The organism is Planosporangium thailandense, from assembly GCF_011947195.1.
Taxonomy (GTDB): Bacteria; Actinomycetota; Actinomycetes; order Mycobacteriales; family Micromonosporaceae; genus Planosporangium; species Planosporangium thailandense.
The window spans coordinates 1-14,461 of record NZ_JAATVY010000040.1 but is presented as its reverse complement, the minus strand read 5'-3'; the positions used below and the strand labels follow the sequence as shown (position 1 = coordinate 14,461).

Genomic DNA, 14,461 nt, shown 5'->3' with positions numbered 1-14,461 from the left:
GCACCGACCGGATCACCGCCGGAGGCGGTCCAGCTCCTCCGTGAGGAGGAGAAACCTCGTCCGTACGAGTGCAGCGCGGCCCGCCACCACGCCGCTACCGTGCCGGAATGCGCTCCAGACACGCCTGGGTCCATCCGGGCCTCGGCATCCTCGTCGCCGGCCTCGGCGTCGTGCAGCAGCTCGGCTCGCCCGCGGACACGCACCTCGCCGTGGCCCTGTGCGCGTGCCTCCTCGGCGGCGGCGCGGTCGCGGTGCTGCCGGCCGCGCCGCTGGCCGGACTGGGCGCTCTGCTCGTCGTCGACGCGGGCTACCAGGTCGCGTTCGGCGACCCTCCGTTCGCCACGTTCCTGGCCACGATGATCGCGATGTACCACCTGGCGCGGGCCGCGACCCGGCGGACGATGCTGACCGGGTACGCCGCGACGCTGGCGGCGCTGGTCGTGATGGATGTGGTCGTCAGCGTCCGCGGCCTGGACAGCCCGGCCGGCGTGATCATCCCGATCGTGTACTTCGCGGCGGCCGCCGGACTCGGCGCACTGGTCCGGCACACGGCGAACTACGCCCGGATCGCGCGCGAGCGTACCGAGGCGCTCGAACGTGAACAGGCCCATCTGGCCGAGCTGGCCGCCGCGACCGAGCGGGCCCGGATCGCCCGTGAACTGCACGACGTCATCTCGCACAGCGTCAGCCTCATGGTGCTGCAGGCCGAGGCCGCCCGCGAGGTGGTCGACGCCCACCCGGACCGGGCCGCCCAGACGCTCGACGTGATCGGTGACACCGGGCGGCGGGCCATCGGCGACCTGCGCCAGCTGCTCGGCGTCCTGCGGTCCGACGAGGACGCGGTACCGGTGGACCTGGGCGCGCTCGTCGAGCCCGTGCGCGCGACCGGGCTGGCCGTGGAGCTGATCGAGTCCGGGGAGCCGATCCCGGCCCCGCTGCGGGCCACGGCGTACCGCGTCGTACAGGAGGCGCTCACCAACACGCTCAAGCACGCGGCCGCGTCGAAGGTCGTCGTCACCGTCACCCACGATGCCGGCGGCGTGACGCTGGAGGTCGTCGACGACGGTGCCGGCACGCCGCAGCCGGCCGCCGGCAGCGGTCGCGGCCTCGCCGGCATGGCCGAGCGCGTACAGGTCCTCGGCGGCACCCTGTCCACCCAGCACCTGACGCCGCACGGATTCCGGGTGCTCGCCCAACTGCCGGTGTGCGAATGAGCCAGGTACCCGTGATCCGCGTCCTCGTCGCCGACGACCAGGAACTCGTCCGCGCGGGCCTGCGGATGATCCTCGAAGCGCAGCCCGACATCGAGGTCGTGGCCGACGTCGGCGACGGACGCACCGCCGTACGCGAGGCGATGCACCTGCGTCCCGACGTGGCCCTGCTGGACATCCAGATGCCCGGCGGCGACGGCATAGCGGCGGCGCGGGAGATCCTCGCCAACCCGCGGCTCGCCACCAGGGTCGTCATGCTGACAACGTTCGACCTCGACGAGTACCTGTACGCCGCGATGGCCGCCGGCGCCAGCGGCTTCCTGCTCAAGTCGTCGCCCCGCGCCCATCTGCTGCACGCGATCCGGACCGCCACGTCCGGCGACGCCCTCCTCGATCCCGGGCTGACCCGGCGCCTCATCGAGACGTACGTGCGGCGGGCGCCCGCGTCGTCCGACGCCACGGCGGCGCTGACCGGCCGGGAGCGCGACGTCCTCATCGAACTGATCCGCGGCCGCTCCAACGCCGAGATCGCCGGACGCCTGCGCCTCGCCGAGACCACGGTCAAGACGCACGTCGCCGCCATCCTGCGCAAGCTCGGGCTGCGCGACCGGCTGCAGGCGGTCATCTACGGGTACGAGCACGGCCTCGTCCGCCCCGGAGACCTGACGTAGCCGGCCCCCGTACTGACAAGCCCCCGTCCGCCCGTTGCAAGTCGGCGTCAACCACGTGACAAGAGCCTGGCAAGTCGGATCGGCCACGGTGTCTGTCGACGGCGCCCCGCCCTACCCCGGGCGTCCGAGACCGCTAGGAGAGCATCAGTGACCACAGTCCAATCCGAACCGTCCACCGTGCTGGCCGTCACCGACCTGGCCAGCCAGGTGTCGGGCCCCGTCTACGTACCCGGAGACGACGGCTTCGACGCCGAGATCGCGGCCTGGAACCTCGCCACCGCGCACCGCCCCCTCGTCGCCGTCGGCGCCGCCGACGCCGCCGACGTGGCCGCCGCCGTCGGCTGGGCGGCCGAGCGCGGGTTGCCGGTGGCCGTACAGGCGACCGGCCACGGTGCGGTCGCCGCCGCGATCGGCGGCGTGCTCGTCAACACTTCCCGACTCGACGAGGTGACCGTCGATCCGGCCACCCGCACCGCCCGCGTCGGCGCCGGCGTGAAGTGGGCCCGGGTCATCGAAGCCGCCGCCCCGTACGGGCTCGCGCCGCTGAGCGGCTCGTCGTCGGATGTCGGCGCGGTCGGGTACACCGTCGGCGGTGGCCTCGGCCTGCTGGCCCGCCGCTACGGCTACGCCGCCGACCACGTTCGCGGCCTGCGCATCGTCACCGCCGACGGGCAGCTCCGCGACGTCGACGCCGACGAGCACCCCGACCTGTTCTGGGCGGTACGCGGCGGCAAGGGCAACTTCGGCATCGTCACGTCCATCGAGATCGACCTGGTACCGGTGGCCACCCTGTACGCCGGCGGCATCTTCTACCCGGGCGCCGTGGCGGCCGACGTGCTGCACGCGTACCGCGCCTGGACCTCGTCGCTGCCCGACGAGACGACGACGTCGGTCGCGATCCTGCGGCTGCCCCCGCTGCCCGAGCTGCCCGAGCCGCTGCGCGGCCAGACGGTCGTACACCTGCGCTTCATCCACGCGGGCGACGCCGACGTGACCCGCGCGGACGTGCTCAGCCGGCTACCGGCCGAGGTGCGCACCCGGTACCGCGACGAGTGGCGCCCCCGGTACGACGCGTGGGCGGCCGCGCTGTGGGGTGAGTGAGGCTGTGGGGCGAATGAGGCTGTGGGGCGAGTGAGGCTGTGGGGCGAGGGAGATCCGCACACGATCACGGGTCGCCCGTGCAGCTTCCCCTACCGCACGGACGACCCGCGGCTACCTCTACTAAATCTCTCCGTCACGCCTAGCGCAACGTCTTCGGCGCGCCACCCCCTGCAATTACCTGATCGGGCATGATGTCGGCCGTCATCAGCCGAGGCCCCGCGCGTGCACACCGGCCGATGCGCCGAACGGGGGGACCGGCAGGTCCTCGAAGGCGGCGACCGCCGCCGCGATCATGGCCTGGGCCACGTGGTGCACGGCGAGATCGGACGGCAGGAACCGGGGGTGGTGCAGGCCGGGGCTGCCGTGCGTGCCGTCTCCGGTGCCGACGAAGACCATGAGGGTCGGTGCGGCCTCCCCGTAGTGCGCGAAGTCGTCCGCGCCGCACGACCGGAACGCCTCCCCGAACACGAACCCGGACTTCGCCAGCCACGGCTCGCAGGCCTGTGCCAGCCCTCGGTCGTTGACCAGCGCCGGCTCGCCGCTCGTCAGCTCCACCTGGGCCCGGCAACCGTGCGCCGCCGCGACCTGCTCGGCGACCTCGACCAGCCGGCGGTGCAGAAACTCCCGGTCGTCGGGGTGCAGCGCCCGCAGCGAGCCGCGCGCCTCCGCCCGGCCGGGCACCACGTTCGCCGCCGACCCGGCCGCCAGGGTGCCGACGGTGAGGACGGCCGCCCGCGTGGGATCGACGTTCCGGGCGACGATGTGCTGGATCGCGACCACGATGGCGGCGAGCGCCACAACCGGGTCGCGGGTGAGGTGCGGATACCCGGCGTGTCCCCCGCGCCCGTCCACGACGATCGTGAACTCGTCGCTGGACGCGTTGACCGGGCCGGGGGTCGCCGCCGCGACGCCTTCGGCGAGGCGTGGCTGCAGGTGCACGCCGAGGAAGGCCCGGACGTCGTTAACGTCGAAGGCGCCCGCGTCGAGCATCGCGCGCGCTCCCGAGGGGAAGGTCTCCTCGGACGGCTGCAGCACAGCGAGCAGCCCGCCCGGCAGCGGCAGCGAGCGGGCCGCCCGGGCGACCGCGACCAGAGCCGCGAGGTGCACGTCGTGTCCGCAGGCGTGCATCGCGCCGTTGACCGAGCCCCACGGGACGTTGGTCTCCTCCCGCATCGGCAGCGCGTCCAGCTCGCCGCGCAGCGCGATCGCCGGTCCGTGGCGCGGTCCGATGCGTACCACTCGACCGGCGCCGCCGATGCTCGGCGACTCGACGGCGCCGAGCGCGTCGGCGACCATCCGCGCGGTGTCCCACTCGTCACCGGCGATCCGGGGCTCGGCGTGGATGCGGTGACGAAGGTTGATCGCCGCCGGCAGCTCCTCGACGAGCCCCCGCTGCCACTGGTCGTACACGTGGAGGAGATCCGAACTCACGCGGCCCCTTTCTGACCGGACGGACGGACGACGGGGAGGGGCGCCGCGAGGACCCGACGGCCGTAGGGCGCCCACCCGGAGGTGCATCGATCACCTATGAATCGATGCACCTGAAGCGTATATGCGCAATTGCCCGATGCGGGGCAAAGCGAAACGTACGATCCGGATCGATGGGCGGATCGATGGGCCGGGTCGTCGCGTCCGGGTCGGGGTCGTCGGGTCCGCGTCCGGGTCGTCGGGTCCGGGTCAGTCCGTCGGCGGCGTCGACGCGGTGCGCAGCCACTCCCGCGTGGGCGGCATACCGCTGCGACCGTCCCGTTGGGCCTTGACGGCCAGGATCTGGTTGACGCCGATCCGGCCGGCCTCGAACGCCAGCGCCGACCCTGCCATGTACAGCCGCCAGACCCTGGCCCGGCCGGGGGTGGTCAGCCGGACCACCTCGTCCCAGTTGTCCTCGAGATTGGCCACCCAGGCGCGCAACGTACGGCCGTAGTGCTCGCGCAGCGCCTCCACGTCACGGACCTCGAAGCCGGCCTGCTCGATCAGGGAGACGGTGGTCCCGACCGGAGCCAGCTCCCCGTCGGGGAAGACGTAGGCGTCGATGAACGAGCGCGGCCGCCCGCGCAGGCGGCCCAGCACGCCACCGGGCTTGTCGGGCTCCTCGACCGGGTGTAGCGCGGCGATCTGGTGGTTGAGCAGCCGGCCGCCCCGGCGCAGCCGCTGGTACAGCAGCGCGGCGTACTCGGCGTAACGCTCCACCCCGACATGCTCGGCCATCCCGACGCTGGAGATGGCGTCGAACGGGTCGTCGTCGACCTCGCGGTAGTCCTGCAGCCGGATCTGCACCCGGTCGGTCAGTCCGGCCTCGGCGACCCGTTTGCGGGCGTACTCGACCTGCTCCCGGGAAACGGTCACCCCGACCACCGAGGCGCCGTACTCGCGCGCGGCGTGGATCGCGAGCGAACCCCAGCCGCAGCCCACGTCCAGCAGCCGCATGCCGGGCCCGAGCGCCAGCTTGCGGCAGATCAGGTCCAGCTTGTCACGCTGGGCGTCGGCCAGGCCGTAGCCGGGGTTGTCGGAGCGCCAGAAGGCGCAGGAGTAGACCATCGACTCACCGAGTACGAGCCGGTAGAAGTCGTTGCCCACGTCGTAGTGGTGGCTGATGGCCCGCCGGTCGCGGCTCAGGCTGTGCCGGATCCCCCGCAGCGACGCCTCCTCGGCGGGTGGGCGCGGCTGCGGGCCGACCGCGCCGAGCGCGACCGCCTCCCGCACCACCTCGCGGTCGAGTATGCCGGCCAGCAGCGAGGGGCCGCCCGGCTTGCCGTGCTGCTCCGGCTGCTGCCACAGCACCCCTTCCAGGCGGCCGAGGGCGTCGTAGACATCGCCGTCGAGTTCGAGGTCGCCGGCGACGTACGCCCGGCCGAGACCGAGTTCGTTGGGCTGCCACAGCAGCCGGCGCAGCGCCTTGCGGTCCCGGATCACCAGCACGGGGGTGCCCTCCGGACCCCACTCCGAGCCGTCCCAGCCCCGCAACCGCAGCGGCAGGGCGGCGCCCAGCACCCGCTCCACCAGTCGGCCCAGCCGTTCGGCGACTCCCCGGTCAGTAGCCACAAATCCTCCCCGCACACCGCCGGGGGCGGCCTCGGCGGCTCCACTCGCGCATCCCCCGCCCGCGCGGCACGACAACCTCGCGGCGCCGGTGGTGCGGCGCGCTCACCGCCGCCACGCAGGACAGATAACACGACATTAGCATCACTAACTAATCGAGTATCGCTGACCACTTGCCGAACCCGGCGCGACCCGGGCGGCCCGCACACCGCGGTGATGCCGGCCCGCCCCGGCGCATCCGTGCTCGCCGTTGCCCGGGCGGAACCGAACCCGGTCACGCCTACCCGGCGCCGCCGCTCGAAACTCCGCCCGTCACCACATCATCACGTACCGCCCCCGATGTAAACGGGTGGCGACGTCCCGCGTACGGCCCGGCAAAGCGTGCGGCGTTCCCGTGTGGGCGTCACCGGGGCGGGTACCCGACCGGTCACAGCACCACCACGTACCACCACCACGTACCAGCACCGGAAGGGGAGACCGATGACGGCCGCATCCGGGCACCAACCGCTCGCCGGACACGACCACGAACACGGTGAGAACTGCGGGCACGCCAGCGTGCCGCACGGCGACCACGTCGACTACCTGCACGACGGCCGTGTCCACCACGCGCACGAAGGGCACTACGACGAGCGCGACCTCGATCAGCACGTACGGGCCGAGGAGCATGAGCACACTCACGGCGACGGCTGCGGGCACGATCGGGTCCAGCACGGCGACCACGTCGACTACCTGCACGGCGCCCATCGGCACGCCGCCCATGAAGAGCACTACGACGAGCACTGACGGCGACGAGCACTGACCGCCGCCGGCCGGGCCACGGCGCCGGCTACCCGCGCCGCGCCCGCCGCACGACCTCCGCCAGCGCCTCGGGAGTACGGCCGACGACGGCGGAACCGTCGTCGAGTAGCAGGATCGGGCGCTGGATGAGTTCGGGCGCCTCGACCATCGCCTCGATCCACCGCTGGACGTCCGCCTCCTCCCGGGGCCACTGAGCCATCCCGCGGGCCGTCGCCGCGGGCTCGCCCAGCCGGCAGATGTCCCACGGCCGCGCGCCGAGCCGACGCAGCACCTCGGTCAACTCCGCGGCGGTCGGCGCCTGCTCCAGGTAGGCGCGGAGCCGGAACGGCACCCCCGCCTGCGTCAACGTCGTCCGAGCGGCCGCGCACTTCGAGCACGACGGGTTGTTCCACAGCTCCATGACGGGGATCCTCCCAGGCGGGATTCTGGTCCACTATGTCGATGGAAAGCTGACGGCGATGAGTTCCCACCCGCTCCCGGGTCAACAGATGTGACAGCATCTCCGGCGACAAGGATCGTGGCTATGGCAGACAACCCGGCGGACGAGGACTTCCTGCGTCAGGCCGACCCGTACCGGCGCGAACTGCTGGCGCACTGCTACCGCATGCTCGGCTCGGTGCACGACGCCGAGGATCTGGTCCAGGAGACCTATCTGCGGGCGTGGCGCGCGTACGACCGGTTCGAGGGCCGGTCGTCGCTTCGTACCTGGCTGTACCGGATCGCCACCCGGGCCTGCCTGACCGCGCTGGAGAGCCGCGGCAGGAGGCCGCTGCCGACCGGGCTCGGCGGGCCGAACGCCGATCCCGGCGACCCCCTGGTCGACCAGCCGGAGGTGCCGTGGCTGGAGCCGTTGCCCGACGCTCTGGTCGCCGCCGAGACGACCGATCCAGCCGCGGTCGTCGCCGCCCGGCAGAGCGTCCGGTTGGCCATGATCGCCGCCCTGCAGTACCTGCCGCCCCGCCAGCGGGCCGTGCTGCTCCTGCGGGACGTGCTGAAGTGGCGGGCCGCGGAGGTCGCCGAACTGCTCGACACCACGACGACCGCCGTCAACAGCATCCTCCAGCGCGCCCGTGCCCAGCTCGACCGGGCCGGCCTGACGGAGGAGGAGATCGTCGAGCCCACCGAGCCGGAGCAGCGCGAACTGCTCGACCGGTACGTCGCGGCCTTTGAGGCCAAGGACATCGCCGGCATCGTGGAGCTGTTCACCAAGGACGCGGTCTGGGAGATGCCGCCCTTCACCTCCTGGTACCGGGGCGCCGAGGCCATCGCCCGACTCGTCGACACGCACTGCCCGGCCCGGGGCCCCGGAGACATGCGACTGGTACCGACCCGGGCGAACGGCCAACCGGCGTTCGGCCTGTACATGCGCGGCCCGGACGGTACCTACCTGCCGTTCAACCTGCCGGTACTCACCCTCGGCAAAGACGGCGTCACCCACGTGGCGTCCTTCTTCGACGTCCGCCTGTTCGCGACCTTCGGGCTGCCGGACCGCCTGCCCGCGGACCGGTCGGAGAGCCGGCACGACGACCGGCCGGACAGCCGGCCCGCCACCGCGACAGCCGGCTCGCCGGCACCGGACCAGCGATGATCGGCGGACCGGCGGCGACGGCGCTGACCGGGGGCGTCACTCTCCTGGAGCGGGCGATCAGCTACACCCTGGGTAGCCTGCACGGGGTCACGCCGGCGGCCCTGCCGTACCGGACCCCCTGCCGCCGCTGGGACCTGCGCACCCTGCTGGCCCACCTGGACGACTCGCTCCTGGCGCTGGAGGAGGCGATCGGCGCCGGACGGGTGGACGTGGCTTCCGGGGTCGGACGGACCGACCTCGGCGCGGCCGCCGCCGGCCACGGCTCCCCCGCCGATCCGACGGCCGTCCTGCGCGACCGGGCGCGCCACCTGCTCGGCGCCTGGACCGCCGTGGACCGCCGCCACACCGTTTCCGTCGCCGGCTACCCGCTCACGGGCGGCATCGTGACGACCACCGGGGCCATCGAGATCGCGGTACACGGATGGGACGTTGCCCGGGCGTGCGGCCGCCACCACCCGATTCCGGCGCCCCTGGCCGAGGAGCTGTTGGAGCTGTCGCCCCTCTTCGTCACCGACGACGACCGGCCTGTCCGCTTCGCCCCACCCGTCGACGTGTCGCCGCTGGCCGGCCCGGCGGACCGGCTGGTCGCGTTCCTCGGTCGGCGCCCGTCGTAGACCGGGGGTGCCGTAGGCCGGGGGTGCGGTAGGCCGGGGGTGCGGTAGGCCGGGGGTGCGGTAGGCCGGGTTAGGTGCGGCGGCGCCGGGAAGGGTGTACCGGCGGCGCCGGGCGTCGCCGACCGCACCGTCCGCTGCTGAAGGTGGTCGTCATGGCCAGACGCACCGTCGCCGACCAGTTCATCGAAATCCTGCTCGCCGCCGGCGTCCGCACCATGTACGGCGTGGTGGGCGACAGCCTCAACCCGATCGTGGACTCGGTGCGCCGCCACGCCGACATCAACTGGGTGTCGGTACGCCACGAGGAGACGGGCGCGTTCGCCGCCGGCGCGGAGGCCCAGCTCACCGGCCGGCTCGCGGCCTGCGCCGGCAGCGCCGGGCCCGGCCACGTCCACCTGGTCAACGGCCTTTACGACGCGCACCGGAGCATGGCGCCGGTCGTCGCGCTGGCCGCCCACATCCCGAGCACCGAGCTCGGCACCGGCTACTTCCAGGAGACCAACCCGTCCCAGCTGTTCGCCGACTGCAGCTACTACTGCGGCGTCGTCACCCGGGCCGAGCAGCTGCCACGGGTCGCCCAGATCGCGGTCCAGGAAAGCATCGGCCGGGGTGGGGTCTCCGTCGTCGCGCTGCCGGGCGACGTGGCCGGCAAGGAGGCCAGCGCCGCGTACCTGGAGCATACGTACCGGCTCGGCCAGCGCCCGACGGCGTGCCCGTCCCGGGCGGTGCTCGACGAGTTCGTCGACCTGGTCGACCGGGCGCACCGCGTCACCCTGTTCTGCGGGCGGGGGGTGGCCGGCGCCCGTGACGAGGTGCTCGCGCTCGCCGACCGGCTCAAGGCCCCCATCGGGTACTCCCTGCGCGGCAAGGAGTGGATCGAGTCGGACAACCCGTACGCCGTGGGGATGAGCGGGCTGCTCGGCTACGGCGCCTGCTACGACGCCATGTTCGAGTGCGACCTGCTGGTGCTGCTCGGCACCGACTTCCCGTACGTACAGTTCATGCCGACCAAGCCGAAGGTGGTCCAGGTCGACATCGCGCGCGAGCGGCTGGGCCGGCGCTCCCGGCTGGACCTCGGCGTGTGGGGTGATGTCAAGGAGACGATCGCCGCGCTGCTGCCCCGGGTCGCCGAAAAGACCGACCGTTCGTTCCTCGACCGGATGCTGCAGCGGCACCGGCAGCTGATGGACCGGGTCAACGCCTACGCCCACGGCGTCGAGGGCCGGCGGCCGATCCACCCCGAACAGGTGGCCGCCACCCTCGACGAGCTGGCCACCGACGACGCGGTCTTCACCGTCGACACCGGGATGTGCACCGTATGGGCGGCCCGCCACCTCCACCCGCGCCGGGGTCGCCGCATCATCGGCTCGTTCAACCACGGCTCGATGGCGAACGCCCTGCCCCAGGCGATCGGCGCGCAGGTGGCCGACCGCGACCGGCAGGTCGTCTCCATGAGCGGGGACGGCGGCTTCACGATGCTCATGGGCGACTTCGTGACGCTGCTCCAGTACGACCTGCCCGTGAAGGTCGTCGTCTTCGACAACAGCTCGTGGGGCATGGTCGAGCTCGAGATGATGGTCGCCGGCCTGAAGCCCTACGAGACCGGGCTGTCGAACCCCGACTTCGCCGCGATCGCGCGGGCCGCCGGCGCGACCGGTATCCGGGTGGAGGACCCGGCCGACGTACGCGACGCGCTGCGGGAGGCGCTCGCCATCCCCGGCCCGGCGCTCGTCGACGTGCTCACCGACCCGAACGCGCTGTCCATGCCGCCGAGAATCACGGCCGGCCAGGTCAAAGGGTTCGGGCTCGCGTTCAGCAAGATCGTGCTGTCCGGGGACATCGACGCGGCGCTCGACATGGCCCGCAGCAACATCAGGAACCTGCCCCGCCCCTGAGCGGACGGGCCCCGGGCTTCCGGTGGCGGGAACCCCTCAGGAGCAGGCCTGCGCGTCGGGCGCGAGCACATGCTCCAGGGACAGCACGTTGAACACGCGCAGGACCTGGCCACGCAGGTTGACCACGCCGAAGCGGGCCCCGAGCCGCTGCGCCAGCCTCCGGCCGGAGATCAGGACCGAGATGCCGGTGCAGTCGATGTAGTCGAGGTGCGCGAAGTCCACCATGAGGCGGGTGGTGTCCGGATCCGCCAGGATGTCCTCGATCGGCTCGCGGAGCCGGGGCGCGGTGTAGATGTCGAGCTCGCCGGAGACGGCGAGACGCACCGTGCCGTCACCGTCGCGGCTCTGGGAGAAGGCAATAGGACCAGCGTGAGCGACCTTGTTCGCGATTGTCATCGTCGGCCCCTATCTGTCCGATTGCAGCTGTTCTGTCACTGTCAGCCACGGTAACCATGAGTGACCCCGGGTGTCGTCGCATCTTCGGGCACCGTCATCAGGCGGACGTCGGCAACCGGCCAGCATGTGGCCGACCGGGCGGTGACGAGGTGGACCCCGCCCACCTGACCGGCGGCTGGCCGGTTGGTGGCGTATTCCGGCCGTACGGCTGCGTCCAGGTCGACCGCGACGAACCCCGACGGGCCAACTCCGCCGCCGACCGGACGACCGCCGCGAACGTGTGCGACGCTCGGCGATCGCGTGCCCGCGCGCTCTCAGCCGATTCGTACGCCTGGAAAGCCGACCCGGGATGGGCCGATCGGGCGGTGGCTGCGCCGTCAGGCGGGATCGGCGACGACCCGGTTGCGGCCGGCGCGCTTGGCCGCGTACAGGTTCCGGTCGGCCTGCGCCAGCAGCGCCGATGGGGTGATCCGCCCGTCGATGGCCGTACTGACCCCGATACTCGCCGTCACCGGCAGCTCGCCGGTCACCGGCCCCCACGAATGCTCACCGATCGCCCGGCGCACCCGCTCACACCGGCGGGCCGCCTCGACGGCGTCCGTCTCGGGGAAGATGAGCAGGAACTCCTCCCCACCGAGCCGGGCGGCGACCGCACCACCGGCCGCCGTGTCTGCCGCCGCTTCGGCCAGCAGACCGGCCACCTCCTGGAGCACAAGGTCACCCGCGGCGTGCGACAGCGTGTCGTTGACCCGCTTGAAGTGGTCGAGATCGACCAGCGCCACCGACAACGGCGCCCGCTCAAGCAGCGCGCCAAGGTGCTCGTCGACGTACCGGCGGTTGTACAAACCGGTCAGCGCATCCCGCTCGGCCAGCTCGCGGAAGCGCGTGCTCTCCCGCCGCGCCTCCTCGGTCTCGAACACCGCCTGCAGCGCCCGCGCCCGGGCCTCGCGCTCGGCCGACTGCAACGCCTGGGACTCGGCGTGGAAGAGCAGGTACTCCTCGTACGCCTCACGGAAAAGTCCGATGGCCGCGTACAGCTCGGCCCGCTCCTCGCGGACCTGCGCCGCATAGGACGCGATCCCGCGCTCCTCGCACACCGCAGCCGCCCGGTCGAGAGTCGCCTGGGCGACGTCGAACGCGCCACGCAGCCGCTGCGCCTCGGCGACGGTCAGCAGGCAGCCGGCCAGCGACACGGCCTCGCTGACCAGGTGCCGCGCGGAGCCGTCCAGGATGGGCCGCAGGGTCTCCTCCGCCCCCGCGTACCGGCCTTCGGCCATCTCCACCCGGGCGATGGTGTCTAGCACATGGGCGCCCAACGTGAGCCCGCACCGGGCGCTGATCGCCCGGATCTCGCTGATGAAGTTCTGCGCCCGCTCGCGGTCACCGTCGTCGTACGCGCTGTAGGCCAGGTTGTTGAGGACCTGCAGCATCATCTCGTCGTCGCCGGCGGCGGTCGCTACGGCGAGCGCCTCCTCGGCGCGCTGGCGGGCCTCGCCCGACGAGCCGTTCTCGTGGAGCACCATCGCCAGCACCGACAGGTGCCGGGCGCGGATGCGCGCGGGGACCTCGTCGCCGGTCCGCGCCACCGCCTGCACCGCGTGCCCGAGCGCGTCGGCCAGGTCACCGACGTGCCGGAAGAACAGCGCCAACAGCATGTGACTGCGGGCCTGCAGATAGGCGTCGCCTCGCTCGACCGCCCAGGCGTTCACCTCATGCGCGATACGGCCCGACGAGACCGCGTCACCCTCGCGGCGGAGCACGTCGGCCTGGACCAGTCGCGCGCGCATCTCCAGGTCGGTCCGGCCCAGGTCGGCGGCGAGCCGCTCGGCGTGCCGCGCCGGCTCGGCGACCGTCCGGAACTCGTCGGTAGGGACCATCTCCATCGCCGCCAACCCCGCCGCCAGCGCGGCTTCCACCTGCGGTGTGGACACGGACAGCGCCAGCACGTCCTGCGGCGACACCGACAGGGTCGCCACCGCTGCGGGCTCGACCGTCGGCGACGGCGTCGACAGCGCGCGGCCGGCGACGGCCGCGGGCACGCCGATGGCGGGGCCGACCGGGTTTCCGGTCTCCCCCGTCACCACTGCCCGCACAGCCGTGTCCACTGCCCCTCGCATCGTTCGTCGGCGTCGACGTCCGCACAACGCCAGCGTCACCACGCTAGGCCGACCGGGTTGCCCACGGCATGTCGATCCGGTTGCGGTTGGGGTGTCCGCCAGCACTGCGAGCGGCGGCGCGGCCCGTCATGGACACCCCGGTGCCGGACCGCCGCGCGGCGTGGCGCGCTGCCGCCCCGCACGGGGGCCGGCACGCGCCGTTGTCGCTGGTCAGCGGCGCCCGTTCACCCGTTCGAGGTACCCGCTGTGACATCTGCGGGAGCGGCACCGCTAGACGTGTCAGGAGGTGGACAAATGACCAAGAAGCCCACACTACTGGCGGATGTGGCCGAGCTACGCAACGTGCTCAGCGCCATGGACGTCTGGGAGGCCGCGGGCGGCGAGCTGGGCACCGAGAAGGGCCGGCGATCGTTCGTCGATGGTCTCACCCCCGACGTGGCTGACGAGTTGGCCGGGCTCGCGCTCACCGGCCTCCTGCGCACTGTGCTTGCCGAGCGCGGCCGACCGGAGGAAGAGCTGATGGCCGACGAGCGGGCCGTACGCGACGACGAGCGTGCGGCATCGGCGGAGAGCCCGGCGTCCGAGGTGTGCGGCACCGTCGAGCACCCGGTCACCGCAGGGATCCCGGTCGGGGACCTGGACGTGGCGTACCCGCCGCGACAGCGGTCGTGCCGGGTCATCGCGGCGGGCTGGCTGCGCCGCCGCAGCGAGCCCCTCGGATCCGCGCAGCCGGCCGTGCCCGTGGGTGCGGCGACCGGATACGCCGTTGCGTCCAGCCGGTGATCCAGCGGCGGGCCGACCGGTGACGGAGGTGACATCACCTCGTCCCGGCGTGGTCTACCGCTCGGCCGCCGGCATGATTCAGCCCACCAACGCGACATCGATGGCTCAGCGCGCGGACGCCGCACCCACGGCGGAGCGTGACATTTCGGGCGGCGGTGGCGCCGACAGGTACAGGGCGGTCGTGCAGGGCGAGGTGGGGTGGCGGGTGACAGAGGTTGAGCCCGAGGCGGCCCGACCGACCGATCTGA

14 protein-coding genes are annotated in these 14,461 nt (G+C 72.8%); 9 read left to right on the top strand and 5 right to left on the bottom strand.

Translation table 11 applies throughout. The features are described from left to right. The first annotated feature begins 107 nt into the window (after nucleotides 1-107). The 3 genes from HC031_RS30075 to HC031_RS30065 all read left to right on the top strand — a co-directional run bounded on the left by HC031_RS30075 (nucleotide 108) and on the right by HC031_RS30065 (nucleotide 2,983). Entirely contained in the window at nucleotides 108-1,214 is a 1,107-nt protein-coding gene (locus tag HC031_RS30075) for a sensor histidine kinase (RefSeq protein WP_167928833.1), read from the top strand. Continuing rightward, a complete protein-coding gene (locus tag HC031_RS30070) occupies nucleotides 1,211-1,882 on the top strand; it encodes a response regulator (protein WP_205863434.1) in 672 nt (223 codons plus the stop codon). The genes HC031_RS30075 and HC031_RS30070 overlap by 4 nt, the downstream gene beginning before the upstream one ends. A gap of 147 nt (nucleotides 1,883-2,029) precedes the next feature. Beyond that, nucleotides 2,030-2,983: an FAD-binding protein gene (locus tag HC031_RS30065; protein WP_205863433.1), complete on the top strand. Its 954-nt coding sequence runs from the start codon at nucleotides 2,030-2,032 to the stop codon at nucleotides 2,981-2,983. 204 nt (nucleotides 2,984-3,187) lie between these two features. Here HC031_RS30065 and HC031_RS30060 read toward each other — a convergent pair whose 3' ends face one another. Both HC031_RS30060 and HC031_RS30055 read right to left on the bottom strand, forming a co-directional pair. Further along, nucleotides 3,188-4,414 (bottom strand): M20 metallopeptidase family protein, encoded by a 1,227-nt coding sequence (locus HC031_RS30060; RefSeq protein ID WP_338090903.1) that lies wholly within the window; start codon nucleotides 4,412-4,414, stop codon nucleotides 3,188-3,190. 246 nt (nucleotides 4,415-4,660) lie between these two features. Next, nucleotides 4,661-6,025, bottom strand: a complete 1,365-nt coding sequence (locus HC031_RS30055; protein WP_167928831.1) for a class I SAM-dependent methyltransferase — start codon at nucleotides 6,023-6,025, stop codon at nucleotides 4,661-4,663. 477 nt (nucleotides 6,026-6,502) lie between these two features. Here HC031_RS30055 and HC031_RS30050 point away from each other — a divergent pair, with 477 nt between their 5' ends. Continuing rightward, nucleotides 6,503-6,805, top strand: a complete 303-nt coding sequence (locus HC031_RS30050; protein ID WP_167928830.1) for a hypothetical protein — start codon at nucleotides 6,503-6,505, stop codon at nucleotides 6,803-6,805. Nucleotides 6,806-6,848: 43 nt separating this feature from the next. On the opposite strand, the gene HC031_RS30045 is transcribed toward HC031_RS30050, so the two are convergent. Continuing rightward, a complete protein-coding gene (locus HC031_RS30045; RefSeq protein ID WP_167928829.1) occupies nucleotides 6,849-7,220 on the bottom strand; it encodes an ArsC/Spx/MgsR family protein in 372 nt (123 codons plus the stop codon). A gap of 123 nt (nucleotides 7,221-7,343) precedes the next feature. Here HC031_RS30045 and HC031_RS30040 point away from each other — a divergent pair, with 123 nt between their 5' ends. From HC031_RS30040 to HC031_RS30030, 3 genes are all read left to right on the top strand, one after another. Beyond that, complete coding sequence (locus HC031_RS30040) at nucleotides 7,344-8,408, top strand: sigma-70 family RNA polymerase sigma factor (RefSeq protein WP_167928828.1); 1,065 nt, start codon at nucleotides 7,344-7,346, stop codon at nucleotides 8,406-8,408. Beyond that, complete coding sequence (locus tag HC031_RS30035) at nucleotides 8,405-9,022, top strand: TIGR03086 family metal-binding protein (RefSeq protein WP_167928827.1); 618 nt, start codon at nucleotides 8,405-8,407, stop codon at nucleotides 9,020-9,022. Before HC031_RS30040 ends, HC031_RS30035 begins: the two co-directional genes overlap by 4 nt. A gap of 152 nt (nucleotides 9,023-9,174) precedes the next feature. Next, nucleotides 9,175-10,917 carry a pyruvate dehydrogenase gene (locus tag HC031_RS30030; protein WP_167928826.1) on the top strand — a complete coding sequence of 581 codons (1,743 nt, stop codon included), beginning with the start codon at nucleotides 9,175-9,177 and terminating at the stop codon, nucleotides 10,915-10,917. Nucleotides 10,918-10,953: 36 nt separating this feature from the next. Here HC031_RS30030 and HC031_RS30025 read toward each other — a convergent pair whose 3' ends face one another. Next, nucleotides 10,954-11,313, bottom strand: coding sequence for an STAS domain-containing protein (locus HC031_RS30025; RefSeq protein WP_167928825.1), 360 nt, complete (start codon nucleotides 11,311-11,313; stop codon nucleotides 10,954-10,956). A 377-nt stretch (nucleotides 11,314-11,690) separates the two neighbouring features. Then, nucleotides 11,691-13,406: a diguanylate cyclase gene (locus HC031_RS30020; protein WP_338090902.1), complete on the bottom strand. Its 1,716-nt coding sequence runs from the start codon at nucleotides 13,404-13,406 to the stop codon at nucleotides 11,691-11,693. A 318-nt stretch (nucleotides 13,407-13,724) separates the two neighbouring features. Here HC031_RS30020 and HC031_RS30015 point away from each other — a divergent pair, with 318 nt between their 5' ends. Together HC031_RS30015 and HC031_RS32720 are read left to right on the top strand one after the other, a co-directional pair. After that, nucleotides 13,725-14,213: a hypothetical protein gene (locus tag HC031_RS30015; protein WP_167928824.1), complete on the top strand. Its 489-nt coding sequence runs from the start codon at nucleotides 13,725-13,727 to the stop codon at nucleotides 14,211-14,213. Between the two features lie 28 nt (nucleotides 14,214-14,241). Next, nucleotides 14,242-14,461, top strand: a 220-nt coding sequence (locus HC031_RS32720; protein WP_205863431.1) for a hypothetical protein, incomplete at its 3' end; no start/stop codon positions are given.